Origin of the sequence: Leptolyngbya sp. FACHB-60 (genome assembly GCF_014695775.1) — a bacterium.
In the GTDB taxonomy this organism is placed as follows: Bacteria; Cyanobacteriota; Cyanobacteriia; order Phormidesmidales; family Phormidesmidaceae; genus Nodosilinea.
The window spans coordinates 124,689-148,608 of record NZ_JACJOX010000050.1 but is presented as its reverse complement, the minus strand read 5'-3'; the positions used below and the strand labels follow the sequence as shown (position 1 = coordinate 148,608).

Genomic DNA, 23,920 nt, shown 5'->3' with positions numbered 1-23,920 from the left:
CTGGAGTTATTCAGCTTTCCCAATCGTCTAGTCCATAGGGGTCTAGCAAAAGCTCCACCCCATCGATAATCTGTCGTACTCTTCTGGTTGAGAGCGTACCAATTTTTTCGCCTAGCTGACTTTGCGGCACTGCTGCGCCGGTAGGCAGATTGATCAAGTCAATACTGCTTGTTGCCAAACAGGGCCGTTGCGGCTATTGCATCCTAGGGCTGGCTAGATACCAACGGTTCCATGCGTTCAGCGATGACGGCGTAAAAGGGATCGCCTCCGGCCATGCCCAGCATTTGCAGAATAGACGGACCGCTAGGGGTGTGGGCGACGACCTCTGGATTGCTAAAGCCTGGCACTGAGCCAAAGTAGCCCTTAACCAGGTTGACTCGGCGGGTTTCGCTGCCGTCGCGCCAGGCGGCGATCGCCTTTTGATAAAACATGCGATTTGAGAAACTGACAATGGCAATGCCGCCTGGTTTAAGAATGCGGTAGATTTCACCAAACACCACCTCGGGCTGTTGCAGATACTGCACCGATACCGTGTTCAGCACAGCATCGAAGGATTGGTCATCTAACGGCAGCTTTGGGTTTTCGTTGAGGTTTTGCACAAAATAGTGGTTGAGGCGGCGGTTTTTGGCCAGCTCTTCGGCGTTCAGACCGTGGCCTTCGACCCATTCAAACTCTAAATCTGTGGGCAGGTGTGAGACCCAACTGCTCATCATGTCGAAAATGCGGCTGTTAGGGGTCAGCCGCTCGCGATAGAGTTCTGTGAGTTGCTGAATAAAGCCATCGTCTACGTGGGTGACGAAGCGGGGCGCATCGTAAAAAGCGGTGTCGCTAGACTCGTCGAGCTTAGTGCGCTGGTCGGGCTGAAGCAGCATGGCGATAGGGAGTTAAAGGCTTTCTTTGAGTGTAAACAAAGATTAAGCTCAGGGCCATACCGGTTTGTCCTGCGGTTGTTGTAGCTCTGGGCTGAAGGATTTTTGCTGAATTTCAGCGAGTGTTTCGCCCCGTTCTCCGTCTGGAGAATGGTCTGACCAGCTTGGGGACTAGCGATCGCAAGTCCGTTAGGGTTCGCCCCGCATCACCGGCGGCTGCCAGTCGCTAAAGCCCTCTAGGTGGCCCCAATAGCCCAAAAAGCCAACGAAGGCCCACACCAGCGCCGCTACCAGTAGGACTATAGCCCCCAGAATGCGCCAGCTTTTGTTGCCGCGCAGGTACACCAGAGTAGGAGCAGCCAGCACCCCACCCAAGCCCGTCAAAATAAAGCCTAGCCCGGCTACCAGCGGCTGTTGGGTTTGCCCCAGATTAATAATGCGTGCCCCGACAACCACCGAGGTGAGGCCCGCGAAGAAGGCGTAGACCGCCAGTGAGAGCAAGTCCCAGCCCTGGGCGATCGCGATCGCAGTAGCGAAATAAAGCCCCCCAAACAGCACTGTGGTTTCGCCAAAGGAAATATTGAAGCTGCCCGGTACGGGCCAAGTTAAGACCATGTGCAGGCCGGTGACTAGGGCGATCGCCCCCACTAGCCCAAAACCCGGTATCCAGCGTTTGAGGTTGGCTCCATCTAGCCCGCGATAGACAAAGTCGGCCAGCAGCACCAGCCCCGCAACCATGTTGATAAGCATCAGGGTGATGTAGTCGATAAACATGGCGCAGACTTAGAATGCAACGCTTTACATCCTACCGGGCATCAGCCCACCGAGAGTAGTGAGTTGAGCTGACGTCGGCTTGGCTAATAGCCGTTGGGATGAGACCACTCAAAAGTTAGGAAGACCTAATATTACCGTCCGCTAATCGTATTAGCTGATACGGCCCCACCCTGAGCCAATTGATACGTATAAAGGAAACCGATTTGCCCCTCGGCAGATTGACTGTCGATGTACCAAGCGCGACGTGCAGTCCGCAAGGTGTTCGTTTTCGTGGAGGGTTCTGACTGAGCCGAGGAAAGGTTTCCCCGAAGCGCTAGGTGACTGATCCAAGAAGTGCAGCCGGGTACGACCTGGTTAACGGAGGGATAAAAGCCTGGGAAGAAAAATGTAGGCCGCAGGCGGTTTGCGTTTGCTCCCGGGCTTTTTAGTATCTGCCGCTCAACGATTATCAACAGTAGGCCAGGAGCTTAAACGGTATGGAACAGAGCGTTTTTTCCTACGGCATCATTGCCTTTTTGCTGGGTACCCTCGGCATTGGGGTGTGGGCTTCGCAGCAAATTAAGGGCGATAGCGTTAACTTCTTGGTAGCAGGTCGAGGGTTAGCCCTGCCCTTGGCCGCCGCAACGCTGATGGCGCAATCGGTTGACTCTAATGCCACTCTGGGCAACACCGATTTGTCTTCGGCCTTTGGCTTTTGGGCGGGGGCGGCGCTGCCCCTAGGGTTGGCCTTATGTCTGTTGCTGACGGGTTTGTTTTTGGCCAAACCCATGAACCGCATGGGGCTGATTACTATTCCTGACTTCTACCGGGTTAAATATGGCCGCACTGTGGAGGTAATTGCCGCCTGCATTATGTCGGTGAGCTTTTCGTTTTTGCTGGCAGGCAACCTAGTGGCGGGCGGCTACATGTTTGAAAATTTTCTCGGAACCAGCTACGTTGGCGGCATCACTCTACTGGCGGCGCTGGTGTTTGCCTATACGGTCTCCGGCGGGCTATTTGCGGTGGCCTACACCGACTTTATTCAAATTATCATTGCGGTGGTTGGGGCCTGGGCCATGCTGGCTTTTGTGCTAGTCAATTTTGGCCTGACCGTTGATCCTGGCATGGGGCCAGGGGCGCTTGAGCAACTGACATCGCCAGCTGCCGGAGCAGCCGTTAACTGGGCCAGCCTTATTGCTTTGGGGTTTGGCAATATGGTGGCGATCGACTTCATGGCCCGCATCTTTGCTGCCGACAGCCCCGAAACGGCTCAAAAAGCCTGCTTCGTTGCCTCAGCGGGCACCCTGGCGATCGGTATTCCCTTTTCGATTATTGCCCTGGGGGCCAACGGCATTCTCAGTCAGGCAGGTATTACGCCCGATGGCCCGGTGCTGTACGCCATGCTTAAGGGTGTCGTGCCGCCGCTGCTGGGGCTGCTGGTGTTGGCGGCAATTTTGTCGGCCTCACTATCGACAGCAGACGGCGCTATTTTAGGAACTTCGTCGGTGCTGGCCCACAACGTTTTGGGCATTCGCCACGCCACAGCTCACGGAGCTGGGGGCGACAAGCTGCTGCTGATCACTCGTCTGATGGCTGTGGTGATTACGGTATTGGGGGTAGTGCTCGGTCTTAAAGTGCCTCAGACCGGGGTGCTGCTGCTGCTGGCCTTTGATATGAGCTTTGCGGGGCTGGTGGTGCCGCTGATTGGGGGGCTGTTTTGGGCCAAGGCGACCCGCCAGGGGGCGCTGGCCTGCATCGCGGTGGGGTCACTGTCGCGGCTGCTGATGTTTTCGCTGATGCCGACGATGTTTGGGGTCGACAACACGCTGCTGTACTTCCCCAACGGCCTATTTACCGCCGATTTTGACGGCTTCCCTACGATGATTAGCCCGCTGTTGGGTCTGGTGGCCTTTGTGGCGGTGTCGCTACTCACCCACAAGCCGCTCACTGCTGAGCGCCAGCGGGATAAGGTCTTGGATGAGGTGCGATCGCTGTAGGATTACCTGCGATCGCCTATCAAACCTCGTCTTGGCCATCCTCTAAACCTATCCGGCAAGACCCCTACACGGCCACCGCCTCTGCCTGGGTACGCACGCGATCGATCAAATCCTTCAGGCCGTAGGGGTTGACCCGGTAGCTCAGCGGGTGGGCAATCAGTCGGGCAGTGCTGTGGTAAAGCACCTCTAGCTCCATCAGGTTGTTTTCCTTCAGAGTTTTGCCCGTCGAAACCAGATCGACGATCGCTTCCGACATCCCCGTAATCGGCCCTAGCTCCACCGAGCCGTAGAGAGGCACAATTTCCACCGGCAAATCGAGGCTCTGGAAGTAGTCGCGGGCGCAGTTGACGTACTTAGACGCCACCCGGCTGTGGGCGGGCAGATCTAAAGCCGAGCGATAGGAACTAGTGGTTTTGACGGCCACCGACAGGCGGCAGCCGCCAAAACCCAGGTCGGCCAAGTGAGCCACGGCGGGCTTTTTCTCGCGCAGCACATCGTAACCAACCATGCCGAGCTGGGCCTGGCCATACTCCACATACACCGGCACGTCTTGGGCACGCACCAGTAACCCCGTGGCCTGGCCTGAGGCGTCGGTGATTTGTAGCTGTCGGTTGGCGCTGTCGAGAAACAGGCTAAAGTCGAGGCCAACGGCTTTGAGCAGCTGAATGCTGTCTTTGAGCATGCCGCCCTTGGGCAGAGCGATGGTGAGCATGGTCGAGCTTCCTTAAAGTTGCAGATGAGGAATGCAAATAGCAGAACTAAACAACACGACATTCACCCTCAATCATCAGTGGGGTCAACCGGTGTAGACAACACCAACTGATAGAAGGCCAGATCTAGCCATCGGCCAAACTTGAAGCCAGCTTGTCGAATAGTGCCGCAGTGAATAAAGCCTAGACTCTCGTGCAGGTGGATACTCACTGAGTTGGTAGTGTCGATACCTGCTACGAGAATATGATAGTTTTGCTCTTGCGCGGCAGCAATTAGTTCTTGCAGCAAGCGCTTCCCGATGCCCTGGCCCCGAAAACGGGCATCGACATAAACTGAGTGCTCGACCGAATACTTGTAAGCTGGCCACGCCCTGAAGGTGCCGTAACTTCCGAAACCCATCAGGTCGCTTGACTCATTCTCGATCCCGATCACAGGAAAATTTCCTTGGATCTTGGCGTTAAACCACTCAGTCATCACCTTAGGGGTTCGAGGCTTGTAATCATAGAGCGCCGTAGAGTTGAGAATGGCATCATTCAAGAGCTCTAGAATCTTTTCTCCATGGCGTTCTGGCTCACATCGGACAATTCGCATTATCTTGCAGCAGTAGATGGCAACAGACAACGGCGTAGGTTTGGCATAAGCTTCGCACTCAATGTCTCTGGAAAAGACACTCCAACAGCGACGGGCTTGGTTGGGTGCCGCTAGCGGTTTACTAACCTACAGATTCAAGCATGGCAGACCACTTCCGTATCTAGCCAGACTCTGCTGTGGCTCCCTTAGGCCCGAGCTGAGTGGGTGTCTATCCGCGAAACTTTTCGGTGACGCGGCGCATGGCTTCGTTCACGTTGTCGCGGCTGTTGAAGGCCGAAATGCGGAAGTAGCCTTCGCCTGCGGCCCCGAAGCCCGAGCCTGGGGTGCCGACCACATGGCAGGTGTGCAGCAGCTTATCGAAAAAATCCCAGCTGGTCAGGTCGTTGGGGGTTTTGACCCACACGTAGGGGGCGTTGACGCCGCCGTAGACGGCAATGCCGGCGGCGGTGAGCTGCTCGCGAATGATGCGGGCGTTCTCCATATAAAAGTCGATTAGGGCTTTGGTTTGGGCTTGCCCCTCGGGGGAATAGACCGCCTCTGCCCCACGCTGCACGATGTAGGAGACGCCGTTGAACTTGGTGGATTGGCGGCGATTCCACAGGCCGTGGAGGGCAACTTCGGTGCCATCGGCGGCTTTGCCGATGAGGGTTTTGGGAACTACCGTCAGGGCGCAGCGGGTACCGGTGAAGCCGGCATTCTTAGAAAAGGAGCGGAACTCGATGGCGCACTCCCGCGCTCCCTGAATTTCATAGATGGAGTGGGGAATGGTGGGGTCGGTGATGAACGCTTCATAGGCCGCATCAAACAAAATGATCGAGCCGTGAGCGCGGGCGTAGTTGACCCAGGCTTGTAGGTGCTCTTTGCTGGCTACTGCCCCAGTGGGGTTGTTGGGAAAACAGAGGTAGATCAGGTCTACTTTTTCGTGGGGGATGCTGGCGGTGAAGGCATTGGCGGCGCTGATCGGCAGGTAGGTGAGGCCGCCGTACTCGCCATTTTCGTTGGCGGGGTCGGTGTGCCCTGCCATCACATTAGTGTCGACATAAACGGGGTATACCGGGTCTGTGACGGCAATGGAGTTGTTGCTGCCAAAAATATCGAGAATGTTGCCGCAGTCGCACTTTGAGCCGTCGGAGATAAAGATTTCGCTGGCGTCAATGTCGCAGCCCCGGCTTTGAAAGTCGTGCTGGGCAATTTTTTCGCGCAGCCAGAGGTAGCCCTGCTCGGGGCCGTAGCCGTGGAAGGAGGTGCGATCGCCCATATCTTCCACCGCTTTGACCATGGCGGTGCGGCAGGCTTCGGGCAGGGGCTCAGTCACATCGCCAATGCCCAGCTTAATAATTGGCGCGTCGGGGTTGGCCTCGGCAAAGGCGCTAACCCGGCGAGCAATTTCGGGGAACAGATAGCCCGCTTTAAGCTTGAGATAGTTGTCGTTGATGGTGGCCATGGAGCGTTGCGCGAGGGTAACAGTTACTTAACTAAGGGTACAGCGCGACGGGGAACCCAAGGGTGTCCCCTGAGCAAACCAAGGATGAACTAAGGGCGCTACTATGGGATGTCCTCGATACCGCCCCACGACCATGGCCTCTGGTGATACTTCCGACGAAAACCCTTCTGGCGAAAACCCCTTCGGCGAAAAACTCTACGAAGGCAAGGCCAAAATTATCTACGCCACCGACGACCCAGCGGTGTTGCTGACCTACTTTAAAGACGACGCCACCGCTTTTAATGCCCAAAAGAAGGGCCAGATAGTCGGCAAGGGGCAGATCAACTGCGCCATCTCCACCTATTTGTTTAAGCAGCTTGAGGCAGCGGGCATTGTCACCCACTGGTTAGAAACGACCGGCGATCGCACCATGCGGGTCAAAGCCCTCCAGATCATCCCTCTTGAAGTGGTGGTGCGCAATCTGGCGGCGGGCAGCCTGTGCAAGCAGACCGGCCTGCCCCTGGGCCAGCGCCTCGATCCGCCGCTGGTGGAGTTCTATTATAAAAACGACGAATTGGGTGACCCGCTGCTGACGGGCGATCGCATTCGCGCCATGGCGATCGCTAGTGAGGAACAGATCGCCACTCTGCGCCGTCTTGCCCTCAGCATCAATCAAATCCTGACGGATTTCTTCATGGGCTGCTCTATCACCCTGGTTGACTTCAAGCTAGAGTTTGGCCTCGATCCTCAACAGCAGATTTTGCTGGGCGACGAAATCAGCCCTGACACCTGCCGTCTATGGGATCAAACCACTGACGACGAAACTCAACGGGTGCTCGACAAAGATCGCTTTCGGCAAGATCTGGGCCAGATCGAAGCGGCTTACCAGCGTGTGCTAGAAAAGGTAGCGGCACAATCGGCCAAGAATTAGCACCATCAATGAGGTAGAATTTTTCCGATTGTGGGAGCAGCGGCCCGCCCAGGGCAGTTTTCCCTGGCTCTCAGCCCGGGAGAGGGTCCTTTGATTGGTGTGTGGACGTGTTTAGCAGGTGTGTTTAGATGCGGGTTTCTCCTAATTATTTATTGGCCGTGTTGGCCACCTCTGGGTTGGTGGGGCTGATTGCAACCCCGGCCCAGGCCGATCCAGCCGCCCCAGAATCGGTCGTGCAGGCAGCTTCCTCCGAAGCTGAACCCTCGGAGACCCTTGAACCAGGCTATAGCCAAAGTGCTGATGCCCTGGCTGAGCCTGTTATAGGCACCTCCGATCCCGCCAATACCATCGACTTTGACCAGATTCAGCCTGACCTAGGCCCTAGCCCCGTAGCTGAAAACCTCCAGGGCGCGATCGATGGCTACCGCTCCGTTGAGGGTGAGGCCGCCGCCGATGCTACCACGGCCCTCTCGCCCGCCCCTGGCTCAGAATTTAGTCTTGAACAGAGTGCTCAGCTGGCTCAAACCCCCAGCACCCAGCGCGAAATCACCCGCGAAGAGGCCCAGCGCATTTTAGATGGAGCTGTGCAGCGCCGTAGCCAGCCCCAGCCAGCTCCTACGCAAGAGCAAATAGAGACTCCTGAAGCCGCGCCCGCCGACGAAGCAGCCGATGAGCCCGACGAGGCAGCCGATGAGCCCGACGAAGCAACCCCCGAAGAACCAGCCGCCGAGGCCGAAGAACCCCGAGTTCTAGTTGCCGAAATTCAGGTTCGGCCCAGTGGGGGCGAACTCGATCCGGCCCTTGAGAATTTGATCTACAGCGTAATCGAAACCCAAGCCGGGCGCACGACTACCCGTACTCAGCTTCAGCAAGACATCAACAGCATTTTTGCCACCGGTTACTTCGCCGATGTCGATGCCCAGCCCGAAGACACCGATCTGGGGGTGCGAGTCACCTTCCTCGTGCAACCCAACCCAGTGCTCACCGACGTGCGATTAGAGGGCAACGAAGTCCTGGCCCAAACCATCGTCGACGACATCTTTGACGAACAAAAGGGTGAGATCATCAACCTGATTGACTTTCAAGAAGGCATTCTAGAGCTCAACCAGTGGTACCAAGATCAGGGCTACGTGCTGGCCCAGGTGGTAGCAGCTCCTCAGGTTTCGCCCGATGGGGTTGTCACCTTAGAGGTGGCAGAAGGGGTAATTGAAAGCATCGAGGTGCGTTACATCAACGACCAGGGCCAGTCCGTTGACGACGAGGGCAACCCAGTACGGGGACGAACTCGGCCTTTTATCATCACCCGCGAGTTTGAGACCGAGCCCGGCGAAGTGTTTAACCAGGCTCGCATTGAACAAGACTTTCAGCGGGTGTTTGGCCTGGGAATTTTTGAGGATGTAGTGCCAGGTCTAGAACCCGCAGAAGACGACCCGCGCAAAGTTAAGCTGATCGTTAACGTATCTGAGCGCAACACCGGTTCTGTAGCTGCTGGTCTAGGCTTTAACTTTACCGGCGATCTCTTTGGTACAGTCAGCTTCCGCCAAGACAACTTTGGCGGCAATAACCAGAAACTAAGCGCTGAGGCCCAGCTCAGCACCCGGGATATTCTGTTTGACGTGTCCTTTACGGATCCTTGGATTGCGGGTGATCCCTACCGGACTTCCTACACGGTTAACGCCTTTGCTCGCTCAGCCAACAACCTCAATTTTGAGGACGGCCCTAACCCTATCAACCTAGCTAACGGCGATCAGGTGCGCATTCGCCGCCTGGGTACCGGCATTACCTTTAGTCGTCCCTTTGACAATGGTTGGACGGTGGCGGTAGGCACTTTGATTCAAAACGTGTCGGCTCGCGATGCTGATGGTAGGGTCAACGCTGTAGACGCCGCTGGCAATCCCTTGACAGCAAGCAGTCGCGGGGTTGATGACCTCTGGACATTCCCCGTCAGTGCTACTCTCGATCGCCGCAACGATGCCTTTAACCCCACCAGCGGCAGCGTTCTGCGGGTCAATACCGAGCAGTCGGTGCCCCTAGGGCGGGGCAGCATCTTTATGAATCGGCTGCGGGGGAGCTACAGCTACTACATTCCCCTCAGCCTCCTGAACTTTGCCGAAGGCCCCCAGGCGTTGGCCCTCAACTTTCAAGCGGGCACCATTGTCGGCGAGCTACCCCCCTATGAAGCGTTCTCTCTAGGTGGCACCAACTCAATTCGCGGCTACGACGAAGGTGAAGTGGGGAGTGGACGCAGCTATGCTCAGTTCACCGCCGAATATCGCTTTCCGCTGTTTTCGTTTTTGGGCGGTGCTTTATTCTTAGATGTCGGCAGTGACTTGGGCAGCGGCAATTCCGTACCCGGTGCTCCTGGGCCGTCGCGAGGTAAGCCTGGTAGCGGCATTGGCTATGGAGCTGGGGTGCGAGTTTCAACTCCCCTGGGTCCCCTGCGGGTTGACTATGGCTTTAACAATCAGGGCGAGGGCCGCATCCACTTTGGGTTTGGGGAGCGCTTTTAATGGTGCAACTAGGGCTTGACTCCAATCGATTGACCCAGGCAAGCTGGGGCATAGCCGCTGGGCAAACTACCTTGGCCACTGTGGTAGACCGGCAGGGCGTAGGACTTCATTCGGGCGTGGTGACTACGGTTACGCTGAGGCCAGCGGCTCCAGGCCAAGGGCGTTTCTTCGTCCGCACCGATCTGCCGGGCCAGCCCTCTGTAGCGGCTAGCCTTGCCGCGGTAAATCCAACGGTGCTATCGACGGAGCTTTGCCAAGGCGAAGCTGCTGTACGTACTGTCGAGCACCTGCTGGCGGCCCTAGTGGGGTTGGGCATTGACAACGTTCGCATTGACATTACTGGCCCAGAGGTGCCCTTGCTAGATGGGTCGGCCCTGGGCTGGGTAGAGGCAATTCGCCAGGCGGGGCGGCAAGAGCTGGATGCCCCTCGTGCCGTAGCGCATCTAGAACAGCCAGTGACAATTCACCAGGGGGATGCCTTTGTCGCCGCCTTTCCGGCTGCGGTGGCACGGTTTACCTACGGCGTTGACTTTGAGGTGGCAGCTATTGGCAATCAGTGGTTTAGCTGGTCGCCCAGTGCCGACCCCTTCGGCCTGGAGGGGTTTGCCACCACCGTTGCCCCGGCCCGCACCTTTGGTCTGGCCCATCAGATCGAGCAGCTACGCGCCAGCGGTTTGATTCAGGGGGGAAGCCTTGACAACGCTCTGGTGTGCGGTGAGGAGGGCTGGCTAAATCCACCCCTGCGGTTTGAGAACGAGCCCGCTCGCCACAAAATGCTGGATCTGATTGGCGATCTGAGCCTGTTGGGCAGCCTGCCCACGGCCCATATTGTGGCCTACAAGGCGAGTCACCGTCTCCACGGTGAGTTAGCGGCGGCGCTGGTGCCAGCCCTCGTCTATGGCACCCTCTAGTGGCAAAATCAATCTAGGCATATTTGCCTGCTGCACCTTACCGTATTGACTCACCTATTGTGATTGACGCAACTGCATCGAGCCCCCTGACCACAGCCTTAGACGGCGTTGAAGCCGCTTCAGCGGCGGAACCGATGACGGTTCCCAAGACTAGCTATAGCGCTGAAGAGATCCATGCCCTGCTGCCTCACCGCTATCCCTTTGCCCTAGTCGATCGCATCATCGACTATGTTCCAGCCAAGCATGCCATTGGCATCAAAAATGTCACGTTCAACGAGCCTCACTTTCAGGGACATTTCCCGGGGCACCCGATTATGCCGGGGGTGTTGATTGTCGAGGCCATGGCCCAAGTGGGGGGCATCGTGCTGATGCAGATTCCAGGAGTGCAGGGGTTGTGCGTGTTCGCCGGCATCGACAAGGTGCGCTTTCGTCGCCCTGTGGTGCCTGGGGATCAGCTGATAATGACCGTAGAACTGTTGGCCCTGAAGCGGCAGCGGTTTGGCAAAATGCGGGGTCGCGCTGAGGTCGATGGGCAGCTGGCCTGCGAAGGTGAGTTAATGTTTTCTGTGGTGGAGCCGGCAACAACTCCCCAGAGGAAATAGGAAAAACATGTGTCTATGTTGCAATCTCTGGGTTTTGGAGGCAGGCCGTTGACTACCCTGATTCATCCCACAGCAGTGGTTCACGAGGGTGCCCAGGTGCACCCCAGCGTCAAGATCGGCCCCTATGCGGTGATTGGTGAGCAGGTGAGCATTGGCCCTGGCACCGAAATTGGCGCTCACGCAGTGATTGACGGCCAAACGACGATTGGGTCCCAAAATCGAATTTTTCCGGGGGCGGCTATTGGTCTGGAGTCGCAAGATCTCAAGTACGACGGCTCGATGAGTCGGGTAGTAGTTGGCGACAACAACCTGATTCGGGAGTATGTCACCATTAACCGAGCCACCGATGCCGGGGCGGTGACTTTAGTGGGCAGTAACTGCCTGCTGATGGCCTACTCCCACGTGGCCCACAACTGCGTGGTTGAGGATCACGTCATTCTCGCTAACTCAGTGGCGCTGGCGGGCCATGTGTATGTGGAGTCGGGTGCGCGGATTAGCGGCATGGTAGGCGTTCACCAGTTTGTGCGCGTTGGGCGGCTGGTGATGATTGGCGGGCTCAGCCGCATCGATCGCGACGTGCCCCCCTTTACCTTGGTCAACGGCAATCCGGCCGAAGTGCGGGGGCTCAATCAAATCGGCTTGCAGCGAGCGGGCCTTACCGCTGATCCCCAGGCCTATCGCGAACTGAAGCAGGCCTATCGGTTGGTCTATCGCTCGGGCATGTCGCTCAGTGAGTCGGTGAGCAAGCTCAATCAGGATGAGTCTAATGACTTAGTGCGGCACTTTAGCGAATTTTTGCGGGCGGCCCAGCAGCCCGATCGCCGCGGATTGACCCCCGGCCGCCGCCGGAGCAAGCACAGCGATGATGAGTAGTTTGGGAGCTGCGTAGGGCATGGCTGATCCCACTAGACGGCGGATTTTTATTAGCACTGGCGAGGTGTCGGGCGACTTGCAGGGGGCGTTCTTAATTGAGGCGCTGATGCAACAGGCGCGCGATCGCCACCTCACCCTAGACATCACGGCCCTGGGCGGCCCTCGCATGGCCAAGGCAGGGGCTACCCTGGTGGGCGAAACCACGAGCATTGGCTCGGTGGGTATTTTTGAGGCGTTGCCCTACCTCATGCCCACCCTGCGCCTTCAGCGGGTTGCTAAGACGGCGCTCGATGCCCAGCCGCCCGATATTGCCGTGCTGATCGACTACATGAACCCCAACCTGGTGATGGGTAACTACATCAAAACTCACCATCCCCAGGTGCCGGTGATTTACTACATCGCCCCGCAGCAGTGGGTATGGGCCTTTTCTGAAAAAGACACCCGCAATCTGGTGCAGTGCAGCGATCGCATGCTGGCCATCTTTAAAGCCGAAGCCGATTACTACCAGGGCTTTGGGGCCGCGACCACCTGGGTCGGCCATCCCCTAGTCGATCGCTATCCTGGCCCTGCCGACCAGGCAGCAGCCCGCCAGCAGTTGGACTTACCCTTGGATACCCCGGTGGTGACGCTGCTGCCCGCCTCCCGGCAGCAAGAGGTGAAGTACCTGATGCCGGTGTTGCTCAAAGCGGCGCAGATCATCCAGGCCCAGTGCCCCGAGGTTACGTTCTTGCTGCCGGTGTCGATTCCGGCGTTGCAGGCTAGTTTTGAGCAGGGGTTGGCTGCCCACGGGTTAAATGGTCGAGTGATTGGTGAGGGCAGTCAGGGGGCGATCGCCGCTGCCGATGTCGCCATCACCAAGTCGGGCACCGCCAACCTTGAAATTGCCCTGATGGATGTGCCTCAGGTGGTGGCCTACCGCATTCACCCGCTCAGCGCCCGCATTGCCCACTACCTGCTGAAGTTTGATGTGCCCTACGTGTCGCCGGTCAATCTAGTGGTGAACCAGCCCATCGTGCCCGAGTTTTTGCAGTGGCAGGCTACCCCCGAGGCGATCGCCGCTGCGGCCCTAGAGCTGCTGCATAGCGAAACCGCTCGCCAGACCATGCGGGTGGGCTACGCCAAAATGCGCGAAGCGCTGGGGCCACCCGGCGTTTGTCAGCGCACCGCAGATTTGATCTTAGATGCCCTACCTGAGATGTCGTGACGGGACGCCTCCAATAGAATCAACCTGAAACTGTTGAAGCGTCCCCAAAGTCACTACAATTGTTATGCTTTGCCGGAGAGAGGTTGCTCTGTCTTTTTTGACAGCCCGGCCCGGTGGTGACAGGAGGATCTTTAGTGAACATACCTGAGCTATTTGCCCGTGGCGGTCCTGCCATGTGGCCGCTGCTCCTACTTTCAATCTTGGCTGTGGGCACCATTTTGGAGCGCATCTGGTTTTGGTCGCGCATCTTGACCCGCGAACGCGAGGTGTCTGGGCGTGTGCTAGAGGCCGCCCGTCGCGATTGGGCGGCCGCTGCCGATATTGCCTATCGCTCTGCGACACTGCCCATGGGGCGGTTTTTGTCGGCTCCCCTCAGGCTGCAATCCCCCGATCCAGAGGTGTTTCGCCTGGCCCTAGAAACCTCGGCCAACGAAGAACTGCTGAGTATGAGCCGGGGCGAAAAAATTCTTGAGGCCGTTGCTACCCTGTCCCCTTTGCTGGGTCTGTTGGGTACTGTGCTGGGCCTGATCAACTCCCTCGGTTCTATTCAAATTAGCGACCTGGGTAGTGGAGATGCCACCGCGGGCACCTCTTTGGGCATCAGCGAGGCGCTGATTAGCACGGCTGCTGGCCTAATTATTGCTATTGCCGCCCTGGCCTTTTATCGGTTGTTTCAGGGGTTTGTGTTTGGCCAGGCCAAAATGTTTCGCCAAGCGGGTAGCGAGCTAGAGCTGCTTTACCGGCAGAGTTGGGCCCAGCTTCACGGGGTGTCGCCTATGCCGGTGCCGGTACCGATGCCCGCTGATGCCCTCCTTGATCCAAATGCTGCTGTGCTCGATGCGACGCCCTCTGCGGAGAACCCCTTGCTATGAAAGTAGATCTACTCGATAACCCCTCCAGGGATGTGCACTTGGAGATTGTGCCGCTGATCGACGTGATTTTCTGCATTTTGACGTTTTTTATCTTGGCGGCAGTGGGTCTGACTCGGCAGCAGGCCATCGACCTCGACCTGCCTACGGCCCAAACGGGGCAACCCCTGCCTGGGCAGGTAGGGCAGGGGGCCGATCGCCTCTACGTCAGCATCGATGGCTTCGGCCAGGTATATCTCGACCAGCAGCCCGTGCCCATCGAGTTGCTCAGAGATGTGCTGGGTCAGTTTAGCCAGGTCAACCCCGGCGGGCTAATTGTGCTCTATGCTGCTCGCGATGCTCGCTACGAAGATGTGGTCGTGGTGCTTGACGAGTTGCGGGCGGTAGGTGGCGATCGCGTTGCCCTCGCCACGCTGCCCGCCGATACTACCTTGGGACCAGAGGAGACCGCTCCCGGTGGTGATCCAACTCAGCTCCCGGAAGGATTTCCTCAAGAGACTCCTGAGGGTCAGCTACCGCCTGGTTTTGGTGAACCCGGCAGCCAACCCCAATCGCCGTCCTCGCCACTGTTTCCCAGTGAACCGGCCTCGCCGCTTCAGCCTGCGCCCACACCCAGTCCAGCGCGGCCGTAGCCATGCTTTAAAGATCTTCCCCTAGGTAGAGGCTGGGCTGTCAGCATTCCAGTTTTATGAGGAAACCTGGGTTAGCCATTGTCAAACTCTAAGCCTCGGCTTTGGATCAGTAAAATAGTTGGTTGGTAGCCCGGGAATTGTTCGATCTCCGGGCTTTAATTTTGCGTGAATACCGGTTCCCCTTTCTGAGGCGCAGTCGAGTGCGTTTCAGCAGATTTTTATTGGCGTTGGTTGCGATCGCCACCACCATATTAGTTGGTGCCCATGTCTGGTCGCAGCAGCCGGTCACCATCTCCTTTCTGCTGCGAGCGGTGGAAGCCGACCAAATGCAGGGCTTGGCCGAGCAGTTTATGGCCGAAAACCCCGATATTCGCATTCAAATGGTGCGCGGCCCCAACGCCGCTGATGCCGTCGAAAACCTTTACACCACGTCCTTTTTGTTGGGCGACTCCCCCTACGACATTCTCTTCTCGGATGTCGTTTGGATTCCTAAATTTGCTGCTGCCGGGTGGCTAATAGATCTGTCCGATCGCGTTGGTGAAGCCGACCTATCCGACTTTTTGTCGGCCGACGTGGCCGCTGGCCTTTATCAAGGAGGCCTCTACCGCATGCCGTTTCGCTCCGACATGGGCATGCTTTACTACCGCACCGATCTGCTCGACCAGGTCGGGCTAGAACCCCCCGAGACTTTTGACGATTTGACTACCGCCGCTAAGGCCATCCAAGCGCAGACCGACGTGGACTGGGGCTTTACGTGGCAGGGCTTGCAGTACGAGGGCCTGGTCACCAACTTTGTCGAAATCATCGCCGGCTACGGCGGTTTTTGGATCGACCCGACCACCCTAGAAGTGGGCTTAGATCAGCCCGCTGGGGTTCAGGCCGTTGAGTTTATGAAGGGTTTGATTGACCAACGTATTTCTCCCCCTGGTGTGACCAACTACGTCGAGGAAGACTCTCTCCGCCAGTTCCAAAACGGCAATGTGGCCTTTCTGCGAAACTGGCCCTATGCCTGGGCCGAGGCCAACCGCGAAGGCACTCCGGTCGCCGGAAAAATTGCCCTCAAGCCCATGGTGCATGCCCCAGGCCAGCAGCCCGCGGCTTGCTTAGGGGGCTGGGGCTTTGGAATTTCGTCGACTACTCCCCACCCCGAGGAAGCCTGGCGGGTGGTGGAATTTTTCACCAGTCCTGGGCCGATGAAGGATTTCATCACCGAATTTGCCTATGTGCCCAGCCGGCGCGCTTTGTTCACCGATCCAGACGTGCTGGCGTCGTTTCCTCACTATGAGCAGCTGTTAGAGGTGGCAGAAACGGCGGTGCCTCGCCCTCCCGTGGGTCAATACGCCCAGGTTTCAGACATTCTGCAACGCTACTTGAGCGCGGCTATCAGTGACCAAATGACGGCTGAAGCCGCTATGCGGGCCGCTGCGGGTGAGAGTCGGCGGGTGTTGGGGGTAGAGGGTTAAGAGATGTGGATGGGTGGGTAGAGGGTGGATGGGTGAATGAGTATGGAGAGGGACTGTGAGTAAGGACTATATTCGGCAGCGGGAACAGCGGACGGGGTGGCTGTTGATATTGCCAGCGCTGCTGGTGTTGCTGCTGGTGTATGCCTTTCCGATTTTGCGGGCCTTTTGGCTGAGCTTTTTTACCGAAAACCTCAGCACCAATCTAGAGCCGGTGTTTAGCGGCCTAGACAACTATGGGTTGATGGTGGGAGATGGTCGTTTCTGGCAGAGCATGCGGAATACGGCTGTGTTCACCCTGTTTACGCTGGTCTTTGAGCTGGGGTTGGGGTTGATCATTGCCCTGGCCCTTGATCAAGCCTTTCGCGGTCGGGGCCTGGCGCGGACGATCGCCATTCTCCCCTGGGCGTTGCCCACCGCCTTAATTGCCCTGGCCTGGCGCTGGATTTTTAATACCGAGTTCGGCGTTTGGAATGACATGCTGATGCGATCGCATCTGATCGACAACCCGGTGAACTGGCTAGGAGAACCCTTTTGGGCCATGGTGGCGGTGATCGCCGCCGATGTCTGGAAGACGACATCTTTTGTGGCGATTTTACTGTTGGCGGGGCTTCAGTCGATTTCTCAAGATCTATACGAGGCTCACGCTCTGGATGGAGCTAGCCCTTGGCAGAGCTTTCGGCAAATTACGCTGCCGCTGATTGCGCCGCAGATTGTGATTGCCATGCTTTTTCGCTTTGCCCAGTCCTTTGGCATTTTTGACCTGATTCAGGTGATGACCGGCGGCGGCCCCGGCGGTGCCACAGAGACAGTATCGATCTATATCTACGCCGCCGTGATGCGCTATTTAGACTTTGGCTATGGAGCCGCCCTCGTGACCGTGACATTTTTGGTGCTGGTGGCGGTGGTGGCTCTGAGCTGGCTATATATCTCTCGCCTGCGGGCCAAAACCGAGTAACTTTGGTCGACTTCCCCTAGGAGTAGATACGTTGGTCTGCCCTACCCATCCACCCCCTACCCATCCACCCCCTACCCATCCCCCTACTCATGACTACTGTCCCTCAAACTACCGCCCCTCCCCAGACCCCCGATCGCGGTATTCCCTGGGGGCGGGTGCTGCTAGGGCTAGCGATCGCATTTACCGTCATCTTTAGCCTTGCCCCGGTGCTATGGCAGGTGCTGACATCGTTCAAGACCAATGCGGCCATCACCCAGACCCCGGTGGTCTACTTGCCGGGGTTTAACCAGCTCACCTTGACCCACTATCTGGACTTGTTTCGGCTCAACCAGTTCCACATCTATATGTTCAACAGCGCTCTGGTGGCGATCGTCTCCACGGTGCTGTGTCTGGCGCTGGGGTCTCCGGCGGCCTACGCCCTGGCCCGTCTGCGGATTCCGGGTGAGCAGGTGATTTTAGCGATCGTGCTGGTGGTGACTCTGTTTCCCTACATTCTGCTGTTCCTGGGCCTACTCGAACTCGTGCGGGCCTTTGGCCTGGCCAACAACTATCTAGCGCTGATTATTCCCTACACTGCCATCAACCTGCCCCTGACGATTTTGGTCATGCGCAGCTTTTTTCAGCAGCTGCCCAAAGACCTGGAAGACTCGGCCCGCGTGGATGGCTACAACACGGTGCAAATGCTCTGGCGCATCGTGCTGCCCATGACCCTGCCCGCCCTAGTCACCACCGGCATTTTGGCCTTTATCTTTGCCTGGAATGAGTACCTGTTTGCCCTCACCTTTATGACCCGTGAGAGCATGAAAACCATCCCCGTCGCCGCTGCCCAGCTTGGTGGCACCACGCTGTTTGAAGTGCCCTACGGCCCCTTGGCCGCCGCCACCGTAGTCGGCACCCTGCCCCTGGTGCTGCTGGTGCTGTTCTTCCAGCGCCGCATTGTGCAAGGCCTCACCTCTGGCTCTGTGAAAGGGTAGGGAAAAGTTTTGAGTTTTAAGTTTTGAATGAGCCATAAAAGTTTCCCAACTCAAAGCTCAAAACTGAGCACTCAAAACTCCCCTACCCCCCCACTCCCCCACCCACCTACCTCCCCAAAGACCATGGCTAAACTTGAACTCCAAAACCTTGCCAAAGCCTACAGCCGCGACATTGTGCCGGTAAAGCAGCTCAATCTGGTGGTGGAAGACAACGAGTTTCTAACCCTGGTAGGGCCATCGGGCTGTGGTAAATCGACCATTCTTAGGCTAATTGCGGGGTTAGATCAGCCCACGGAGGGGCAGGTGATGATCGGCGATCGCGATGTTAGCCCTCTGCCGCCGGGCGATCGCAACATCGCCATGGTCTTTCAGAGCTACGCTCTCTATCCCCACATGACGGTGCGCGACAACGTGGCTTCGGGGCTGAAGTTGCGCCATCTGCCGGCCGGCGATATTCAAAAGCGGGTGCAGGAAGTCTCTGGGGTGCTGGGCCTCGATCCGCTGCTCGATCGCAAACCCGCTAAGCTCTCGGGCGGTCAGCGCCAGCGGGTGGCTTTGGCCCGCGCCCTGGTGCGCAACCCCGACGTGTTTTTGCTCGACGAACCCCTGAGTAACCTCGATGCTCTGCTGCGCGAGCAGGTGCGGGCCGACCTCAAGCAGATTTTCGCCGACCAAAAATCACCCATTGTCTACGTCACCCACGACCAGACCGAGGCCATGACCCTTTCGACCAAGGTGGCGGTGCTCAACAATGGCTATTTGCAGCAGCTGGGCCATCCCCACGACATCTACAAAACCCCAGCCAATCGATTTGTCGCCAGCTTTATCGGCAGCCCTCAGATGAACCTGATTACCCTCAGCCGCACCGGAAACACTGTGGTTCTGGGCGATTTCAGCATACCGCTGCCCATTGGCGTCCAGGCTGCCTCCGTGGTGCTGGGCATTCGCCCTGAGCATCTGCGGCTGCCCCGCGAGGGCGATGCCCACACCGTCAGCGGACAGGTGTTTTTAGTAGAAAATCTGGGCATGCATGATCTGGTGAGCCTGCGGGTGCAGGGCGACCCCACCCTGACTCTGCGGGCGCTGCTACCCGCCGATGCCGCCTGGAGCAGGGAAAATTTGAAACTGGCGTTGCCACCCGAGTCGATTCACTGGTTCGACGGCGATACCGAGCAGCGCCTGACAACTTAAAGCTGCTACGAGCTTAGAATCTAAGGTAAGCACATTGCCACAACAAGAAGGCTAGCCATGAGCCCATCATTACAGCGAGTGATGAGTGAGCTAACCCAGCTCAGTTCAGAAGAACAGTGGACTTTGCTCAGCTATTTGGTGAGTCAGCTTCATGCGCGTACAAGCTCGCTTAAAAATTCAGCAGAGGCTCAAGACTTAGCGGATTCCTCAGAAATTAATAAATTGTTGGACGAAACTAGAGGGAGCTGGGGGCAATCAAGTGTTGAAGAAATTGATGCAGAGATAGAACGACAAAGAAAATTAAGCTGGGGTGATTAGGTATTGATCTGGTGCAGCTAATTTTTGATACCAATATTTTTATTTATCACTTCAACAACCAGCTCAATGAATCTGGCGAGAATCTCCTGAGACTAGGCCTGATAGGACAAGGCGCTTACTCAGTTATTTCTAGAATCGAAGTGTTAGGCTTTCAGCAATCTGAGCTGGAAGAGGCTCGGGCAAAACAGCTTTTGTCGGGCTTGGTCGAGCTACCTCTAACATCAGAGATTGCTGAGCGAACTATTCAGTTGCGGAAGCATTTTAAGATCAAAGTACCTGATGCTATTATCGCTGCAACTGCTCTGGAATATTCTTTAGAGCTAATTACCCGTAACACAGCAGACTTCTCAAAAATTGAAGCCCTAAGGCTAGCGAATCCTTTTGAGGATTAAGCCGTTTTTTGCAAGATTATCCTATGCCGTCTACTCTGCAAAATGCCTATCAGTACGCGCTGGATAACAGCGATCGCATCCTCACCGCCCTGCAACAGCACCTGCTGCTGGTAGCGGTGCCTCTGGCGATCGGGCTACTGGTGGGGCTGCCGCTGGGGTTGTGGAGTGCGCGATCGCGACTCATCTCCACGGTCATGCTCAACAGCTTCAATGCCCTGCGGGTGATTCCTAGCCTGGCGGTGCTGTTTTTGGCAGTGCCCGTGCTGGGGCTGAGCTTTTGGTCGGCGGTGCTGGCTCTGACGCTGCTGGTGATGCCGCCCATTCTCATCAGCACTGACGTGGCCTTTCGCACCATTAGCCCCGCCATTCGTGAGGCGGCGACGGGTATGGGAATGCCCCCTGTCGACATTCTCAAAACGGTCGAGATTCCTCTAGCGCTGCCGGTGGTGATTGCGGGCATCAAAACCGCCACGGTGGAGGTGATCGCTAGCGCTACGCTGGCGGCGTTTGTGGGAGCGGGTGGGTTGGGCGCGTTTATTGTGCTCGGCTTTGCCGCCTACGACCCGGCGATTTTGCTGGTGGGGGCGGTGCCGGTGGCGCTGCTGGCGCTGCTGGCGGAGGTGGGGTTGAGCGCAGTGCAGCGCGCCGCGCAGCCGCCGGGGGTGCGATCGGCTTAGGGTTAACTTAGTGTTCTGAATTCAGTAGCCCTAGGCAAGTTCTGCTTAGATAACTTTATTTGGTCACACAACTAGACCCGCAGCGAATGCATAAGTTTGTGGTCAGCGGCTGCTAATAACTTTTACCACACCACCACCGGCTTGCAACAGTCCGCTGCACCACAGTTGTTAGACGCAGATCGCTTAACTAAGCGTTGTACAAAATTTTTCTACTTATTAACATTTAAACCCAATTGCACCCGAAAACTCTCGTCGTAAACAGCTTCTTCCCATTTTTGTGCTGACTGTATCTGTTCCACAGTCAAACCTTTGGCTTTGCTAAAATTAGCTCTACTAATTTTAGCTCCTCTTAAATTGCATTTTCTTAAGTCCGCCTCACTAAAAGTTGTCTCTATTAGATCAGCTTGACTTAGATCGGCTCCAAACAACTTTGCACGTGTGAGATTTGCCTGCCAAAAGTTAGCTTTCTCCAAATTTGCTTTGTAAAAGTTAATCCCGTTGAGATTTGAGCGATAGAAAACAGCGTTTCTAAAGTCTCCTTCTTCAAAAGAAACCCAGCGAAGCTCTATATAGGTCAGGTCTAGATTATTGACTTTTGGATCTTGACTTAAATCGCGCCTTCCTAAAACAATCACAGCAGCTTGCACATCTTTAAAGGCATCGTTTTTTTGTGAAACCTCATCACCGTTTCGTAGAGGGCATCTATCTTGAATAAAAAATGATAATACTTCCATCACTGTCCAATGATCTCTAATGGAATCTTTAGCAATTCTCTCTAAAGAATAAATTGCTCCTACTCGAACAGCTAATTGATCACTTCCTAGTTGCTCTACTGCTTTGGAAAATCTATCCGTAATGATTTGTTCTTGAGTGATGACCATTTGCTGCTGGGTTGCTGCCACCTGCCTACGAGCTATAACAATATTTCCAAAAATGGCTATGCCGCCTATTGTGGTGACTATTGTTTGTAGCAATGTAATTCCAGCTTGTGCCCTTGCTTTGGCTTCAATATCATTCCAATGTTTAAAAATATCCCATGCAGTTGGAATGCCAATTGTCATGATTAAGATTACTGCCATAAAAACTGTGCTTGGGGCAACTAATCTCAATACCCATTTTTGAAAACCGCTCCGATATTTTGCGGAATCTACATTTCGATCCATAAATAATTCTTTGAAAAGTTGAATCTACTGTTTTCCTATTACAACAGTATTTCTCTGGTTTCCGTTAATTTCTTCGTTTTTAGGATGTTTCGTCATGATTTCATATGTTTGCTTGAAGTGTGCGTATAAAACTTATTAGCCGACAGTTTCCGTATAATTGCCTTTTCAGGGTGGATTATACGGATAGTAACTAAGCCGTAACTGCTGTCTTACTCATGTTTCAACCGTCGTTGGGGTTGGGTGTAGTGCTCTAGGGCCAGCAGCAGCCCGTTGATCACCAGCGCTAGGGCTGCCACTGCGATCGCACCCGCCACAATTTTGTCATAGCGATTGGTTTGGATGCCATCGAACAACAGCTTGCCCAGTCCGCCCGCGTTAAATTTGGCTCCAATGGTGGCGATCGCAATGGCCACAATCGCCGCAATTCTTACCCCAGCCAAAAATACCGGCAGCACCAACGGCACTTGCACCCGCCACCAGCGCTGAGCCACGCTCATACCCATACCCCGCGCCGCCTCTAGCACCGCCGGGTTAATGCCCGCCAGCCCCACCGTCAGGTTGCGCACCAAAATCACCTGGGTATAGAGCACCATCGCCACAATGACCGACGTGGCATTGAGGCCAAACAGCGGCACCAAAAAGATAATCAGCGCCAGGCTGGGAATGGTATAGAGCACCCCTAGCCCGCCGAGCACAGGCACCGCCAGCCAGCGCAGGCGCGAGACCAGCAGAGCAAGGGGAACGGCGAGGGCGATCGCAATCCCCAGCGCAATCCCCGTCATCCGCAGGTGTTGCAGCAGCAGGGTCAGCACGTCGCCGGGGTTGCTCAGCAGGTAGCTCATCGCCCGTTCACCGCCGACTCGCGAATGTGGTCGAGGGTGAGCAGACCCACCGGGTTGCCCTCTTTTAGCACGGTGAGAGCTGGTGCCCCGGTCTTGAGAATCAGCGACAGCGCATCCCGCAGGCTATCTAGGTGGGAAAGGGTGGGGTTGTGGCCGTTGCTGTAGTTGGGCGGCAGCGCCATCATGGCCGAACTTACCCGCAGTAGACCCAGCTGGCGCACCATGTCGTCGGCCCCCAGCAGGGTGTGTACAAACTCATCGGCGGGCCGAGTCAACAGGTTAAAGGGGGTGTCAAACTGCACCACTTCGCCTAGGCGCATGATTAGAATGCGATCGGCCAGGCGCAGAGCCTCTTCCACATCGTGGGAGACAAACAGAATCGTCTTTTTGAGCTGGCCCTGAAGGCGCAAAATCTCGTCCTGCAAAGCCGTGCGCGTGATCGCGTCGATCGCCCCAAATGGTTCATCCATTAGCATAATGGCGGGGTTGCCGGCCAGGGCTCGGGCAATGCCCACCCGCTGTTGCTGCCCGCCAGAAAGCTGAGCGGGGTAGCGATCGCGAAATTCCCCTGGCGATAGCTTCACCAGGTCAAGCAGCTCGTCAATGCGGGCCTGAATCTGGGGTTTGGGCCAGCCCAGCAGTTTGGGCACCACCGCCACATTGTCGGCCACCGTCATGTGGGGAAACAGACCCGACTGCTGAATCACGTAGCCGATCTGCTGCCGCAGCTTAGTCGCCTTGAGCTGGCGAATATTCACCCCATCCAGAAAGATGTTGCCTGCGGTGGGTTCATAGAGGCGGTTAACCATCTTGAGCAGCGTGGTTTTGCCGCAGCCTGACGGCCCCAAAATCACCACAATTTCGCCCGAGTTGACCTGGCAAGTCACCCGGTTCACCGCCGGGCGGGCACCCCCAGCAAACCGTAGCGAAACATCGTCAAACTGGAGGTTGCTCATGGGGCGTTAGGTATGAGGTGTAAGGGGCAAGGGGGCAAGTACAAGATGCGACGGGGCAAGTACGAGGCAGAACCGTGAACCTTATACCGTGAACCCGAAACCCCATACCCCAC

General features: G+C 56.5%; 24 protein-coding genes. 16 read left to right on the top strand and 8 right to left on the bottom strand.

Features of this window, described 5'->3' with window-relative positions; translation table 11 throughout:
• Positions 1–203: 203 nt before the first annotated feature.
• Together H6F57_RS19790 and H6F57_RS19785 are read right to left on the bottom strand one after the other, a co-directional pair.
• Positions 204–872, bottom strand: coding sequence for a class I SAM-dependent methyltransferase (locus H6F57_RS19790; protein WP_190626802.1), 669 nt, complete (start codon positions 870–872; stop codon positions 204–206).
• 186 nt (positions 873–1,058) lie between these two features.
• Positions 1,059–1,643 (bottom strand): DUF981 domain-containing protein, encoded by a 585-nt coding sequence (locus H6F57_RS19785; RefSeq protein ID WP_190626800.1) that lies wholly within the window; start codon positions 1,641–1,643, stop codon positions 1,059–1,061.
• A gap of 476 nt (positions 1,644–2,119) precedes the next feature.
• On the opposite strand from H6F57_RS19785, the gene H6F57_RS19780 reads away from it, so the two are divergent.
• Positions 2,120–3,619: a sodium:solute symporter gene (locus H6F57_RS19780; protein ID WP_190626799.1), complete on the top strand. Its 1,500-nt coding sequence runs from the start codon at positions 2,120–2,122 to the stop codon at positions 3,617–3,619.
• A gap of 64 nt (positions 3,620–3,683) precedes the next feature.
• Here the strand turns inward: H6F57_RS19780 and hisG are convergent, their stop codons facing one another.
• The 3 genes from hisG to H6F57_RS19765 all read right to left on the bottom strand — a co-directional run bounded on the left by hisG (position 3,684) and on the right by H6F57_RS19765 (position 6,365).
• Positions 3,684–4,331 carry an ATP phosphoribosyltransferase gene (gene hisG, locus H6F57_RS19775; RefSeq protein WP_190626797.1) on the bottom strand — a complete coding sequence of 216 codons (648 nt, stop codon included), beginning with the start codon at positions 4,329–4,331 and terminating at the stop codon, positions 3,684–3,686.
• A 68-nt stretch (positions 4,332–4,399) separates the two neighbouring features.
• Positions 4,400–4,921, bottom strand: coding sequence for a GNAT family N-acetyltransferase (locus H6F57_RS19770; protein ID WP_190626795.1), 522 nt, complete (start codon positions 4,919–4,921; stop codon positions 4,400–4,402).
• 208 nt (positions 4,922–5,129) lie between these two features.
• On the bottom strand, positions 5,130–6,365 hold the full coding sequence (locus H6F57_RS19765) for an LL-diaminopimelate aminotransferase (protein ID WP_190626794.1): 1,236 nt from the start codon (positions 6,363–6,365) through the stop codon (positions 5,130–5,132).
• Between the two features lie 133 nt (positions 6,366–6,498).
• Here H6F57_RS19765 and purC point away from each other — a divergent pair, with 133 nt between their 5' ends.
• From purC to H6F57_RS19690, 15 genes are all read left to right on the top strand, one after another.
• Positions 6,499–7,275 (top strand): phosphoribosylaminoimidazolesuccinocarboxamide synthase, encoded by a 777-nt coding sequence (purC, locus tag H6F57_RS19760; RefSeq protein ID WP_190626890.1) that lies wholly within the window; start codon positions 6,499–6,501, stop codon positions 7,273–7,275.
• Positions 7,276–7,403: 128 nt separating this feature from the next.
• Positions 7,404–9,785, top strand: a complete 2,382-nt coding sequence (locus H6F57_RS19755) for a BamA/TamA family outer membrane protein (protein ID WP_190626792.1) — start codon at positions 7,404–7,406, stop codon at positions 9,783–9,785.
• Positions 9,785–10,696 carry a UDP-3-O-acyl-N-acetylglucosamine deacetylase gene (gene lpxC, locus H6F57_RS19750; RefSeq protein WP_190626790.1) on the top strand — a complete coding sequence of 304 codons (912 nt, stop codon included), beginning with the start codon at positions 9,785–9,787 and terminating at the stop codon, positions 10,694–10,696. The genes H6F57_RS19755 and lpxC overlap by 1 nt, the downstream gene beginning before the upstream one ends.
• A gap of 134 nt (positions 10,697–10,830) precedes the next feature.
• Positions 10,831–11,298 (top strand): 3-hydroxyacyl-ACP dehydratase FabZ, encoded by a 468-nt coding sequence (gene fabZ, locus H6F57_RS19745; protein ID WP_190626889.1) that lies wholly within the window; start codon positions 10,831–10,833, stop codon positions 11,296–11,298.
• Positions 11,299–11,346: 48 nt separating this feature from the next.
• The gene (gene lpxA / locus H6F57_RS19740) at positions 11,347–12,171 is read left to right on the top strand and encodes an acyl-ACP--UDP-N-acetylglucosamine O-acyltransferase (RefSeq protein ID WP_190626789.1); all 825 of its coding nucleotides are present in this window, start codon (positions 11,347–11,349) and stop codon (positions 12,169–12,171) included.
• Positions 12,172–12,190: 19 nt separating this feature from the next.
• The gene (gene lpxB, locus H6F57_RS19735) at positions 12,191–13,375 is read left to right on the top strand and encodes a lipid-A-disaccharide synthase (RefSeq protein WP_190626787.1); all 1,185 of its coding nucleotides are present in this window, start codon (positions 12,191–12,193) and stop codon (positions 13,373–13,375) included.
• 134 nt (positions 13,376–13,509) lie between these two features.
• On the top strand, positions 13,510–14,247 hold the full coding sequence (locus H6F57_RS19730; RefSeq protein ID WP_190626785.1) for a MotA/TolQ/ExbB proton channel family protein: 738 nt from the start codon (positions 13,510–13,512) through the stop codon (positions 14,245–14,247).
• Entirely contained in the window at positions 14,244–14,876 is a 633-nt protein-coding gene (locus H6F57_RS19725; protein WP_190626784.1) for a biopolymer transporter ExbD, read from the top strand. Before H6F57_RS19730 ends, H6F57_RS19725 begins: the two co-directional genes overlap by 4 nt.
• Before the next feature lie 221 nt (positions 14,877–15,097).
• Positions 15,098–16,339 carry an ABC transporter substrate-binding protein gene (locus H6F57_RS19720; RefSeq protein WP_190626782.1) on the top strand — a complete coding sequence of 414 codons (1,242 nt, stop codon included), beginning with the start codon at positions 15,098–15,100 and terminating at the stop codon, positions 16,337–16,339.
• A 55-nt stretch (positions 16,340–16,394) separates the two neighbouring features.
• Positions 16,395–17,294, top strand: coding sequence for an ABC transporter permease subunit (locus H6F57_RS19715; RefSeq protein WP_190626780.1), 900 nt, complete (start codon positions 16,395–16,397; stop codon positions 17,292–17,294).
• An 89-nt stretch (positions 17,295–17,383) separates the two neighbouring features.
• Positions 17,384–18,268: a carbohydrate ABC transporter permease gene (locus tag H6F57_RS19710; protein WP_190626778.1), complete on the top strand. Its 885-nt coding sequence runs from the start codon at positions 17,384–17,386 to the stop codon at positions 18,266–18,268.
• Positions 18,269–18,391: 123 nt separating this feature from the next.
• Positions 18,392–19,459: an ABC transporter ATP-binding protein gene (locus H6F57_RS19705; RefSeq protein WP_190626776.1), complete on the top strand. Its 1,068-nt coding sequence runs from the start codon at positions 18,392–18,394 to the stop codon at positions 19,457–19,459.
• An 81-nt stretch (positions 19,460–19,540) separates the two neighbouring features.
• Complete coding sequence (locus H6F57_RS19700; RefSeq protein WP_190626774.1) at positions 19,541–19,777, top strand: hypothetical protein; 237 nt, start codon at positions 19,541–19,543, stop codon at positions 19,775–19,777.
• A gap of 11 nt (positions 19,778–19,788) precedes the next feature.
• Positions 19,789–20,169 carry a type II toxin-antitoxin system VapC family toxin gene (locus tag H6F57_RS19695; RefSeq protein ID WP_190626772.1) on the top strand — a complete coding sequence of 127 codons (381 nt, stop codon included), beginning with the start codon at positions 19,789–19,791 and terminating at the stop codon, positions 20,167–20,169.
• Positions 20,170–20,192: 23 nt separating this feature from the next.
• Entirely contained in the window at positions 20,193–20,846 is a 654-nt protein-coding gene (locus H6F57_RS19690; protein WP_190626770.1) for an ABC transporter permease, read from the top strand.
• Positions 20,847–21,055: 209 nt separating this feature from the next.
• On the opposite strand, the gene H6F57_RS19685 is transcribed toward H6F57_RS19690, so the two are convergent.
• The 3 genes from H6F57_RS19685 to H6F57_RS19675 all read right to left on the bottom strand — a co-directional run bounded on the left by H6F57_RS19685 (position 21,056) and on the right by H6F57_RS19675 (position 23,807).
• Positions 21,056–22,009 carry a pentapeptide repeat-containing protein gene (locus H6F57_RS19685; RefSeq protein WP_190626769.1) on the bottom strand — a complete coding sequence of 318 codons (954 nt, stop codon included), beginning with the start codon at positions 22,007–22,009 and terminating at the stop codon, positions 21,056–21,058.
• Between the two features lie 209 nt (positions 22,010–22,218).
• Positions 22,219–22,851, bottom strand: coding sequence for an ABC transporter permease (locus H6F57_RS19680; RefSeq protein ID WP_190626767.1), 633 nt, complete (start codon positions 22,849–22,851; stop codon positions 22,219–22,221).
• On the bottom strand, positions 22,848–23,807 hold the full coding sequence (locus H6F57_RS19675) for an ABC transporter ATP-binding protein (RefSeq protein ID WP_190626765.1): 960 nt from the start codon (positions 23,805–23,807) through the stop codon (positions 22,848–22,850). Before H6F57_RS19675 ends, H6F57_RS19680 begins: the two co-directional genes overlap by 4 nt.
• Between the last annotated feature and the right edge of the window lie 113 nt (positions 23,808–23,920).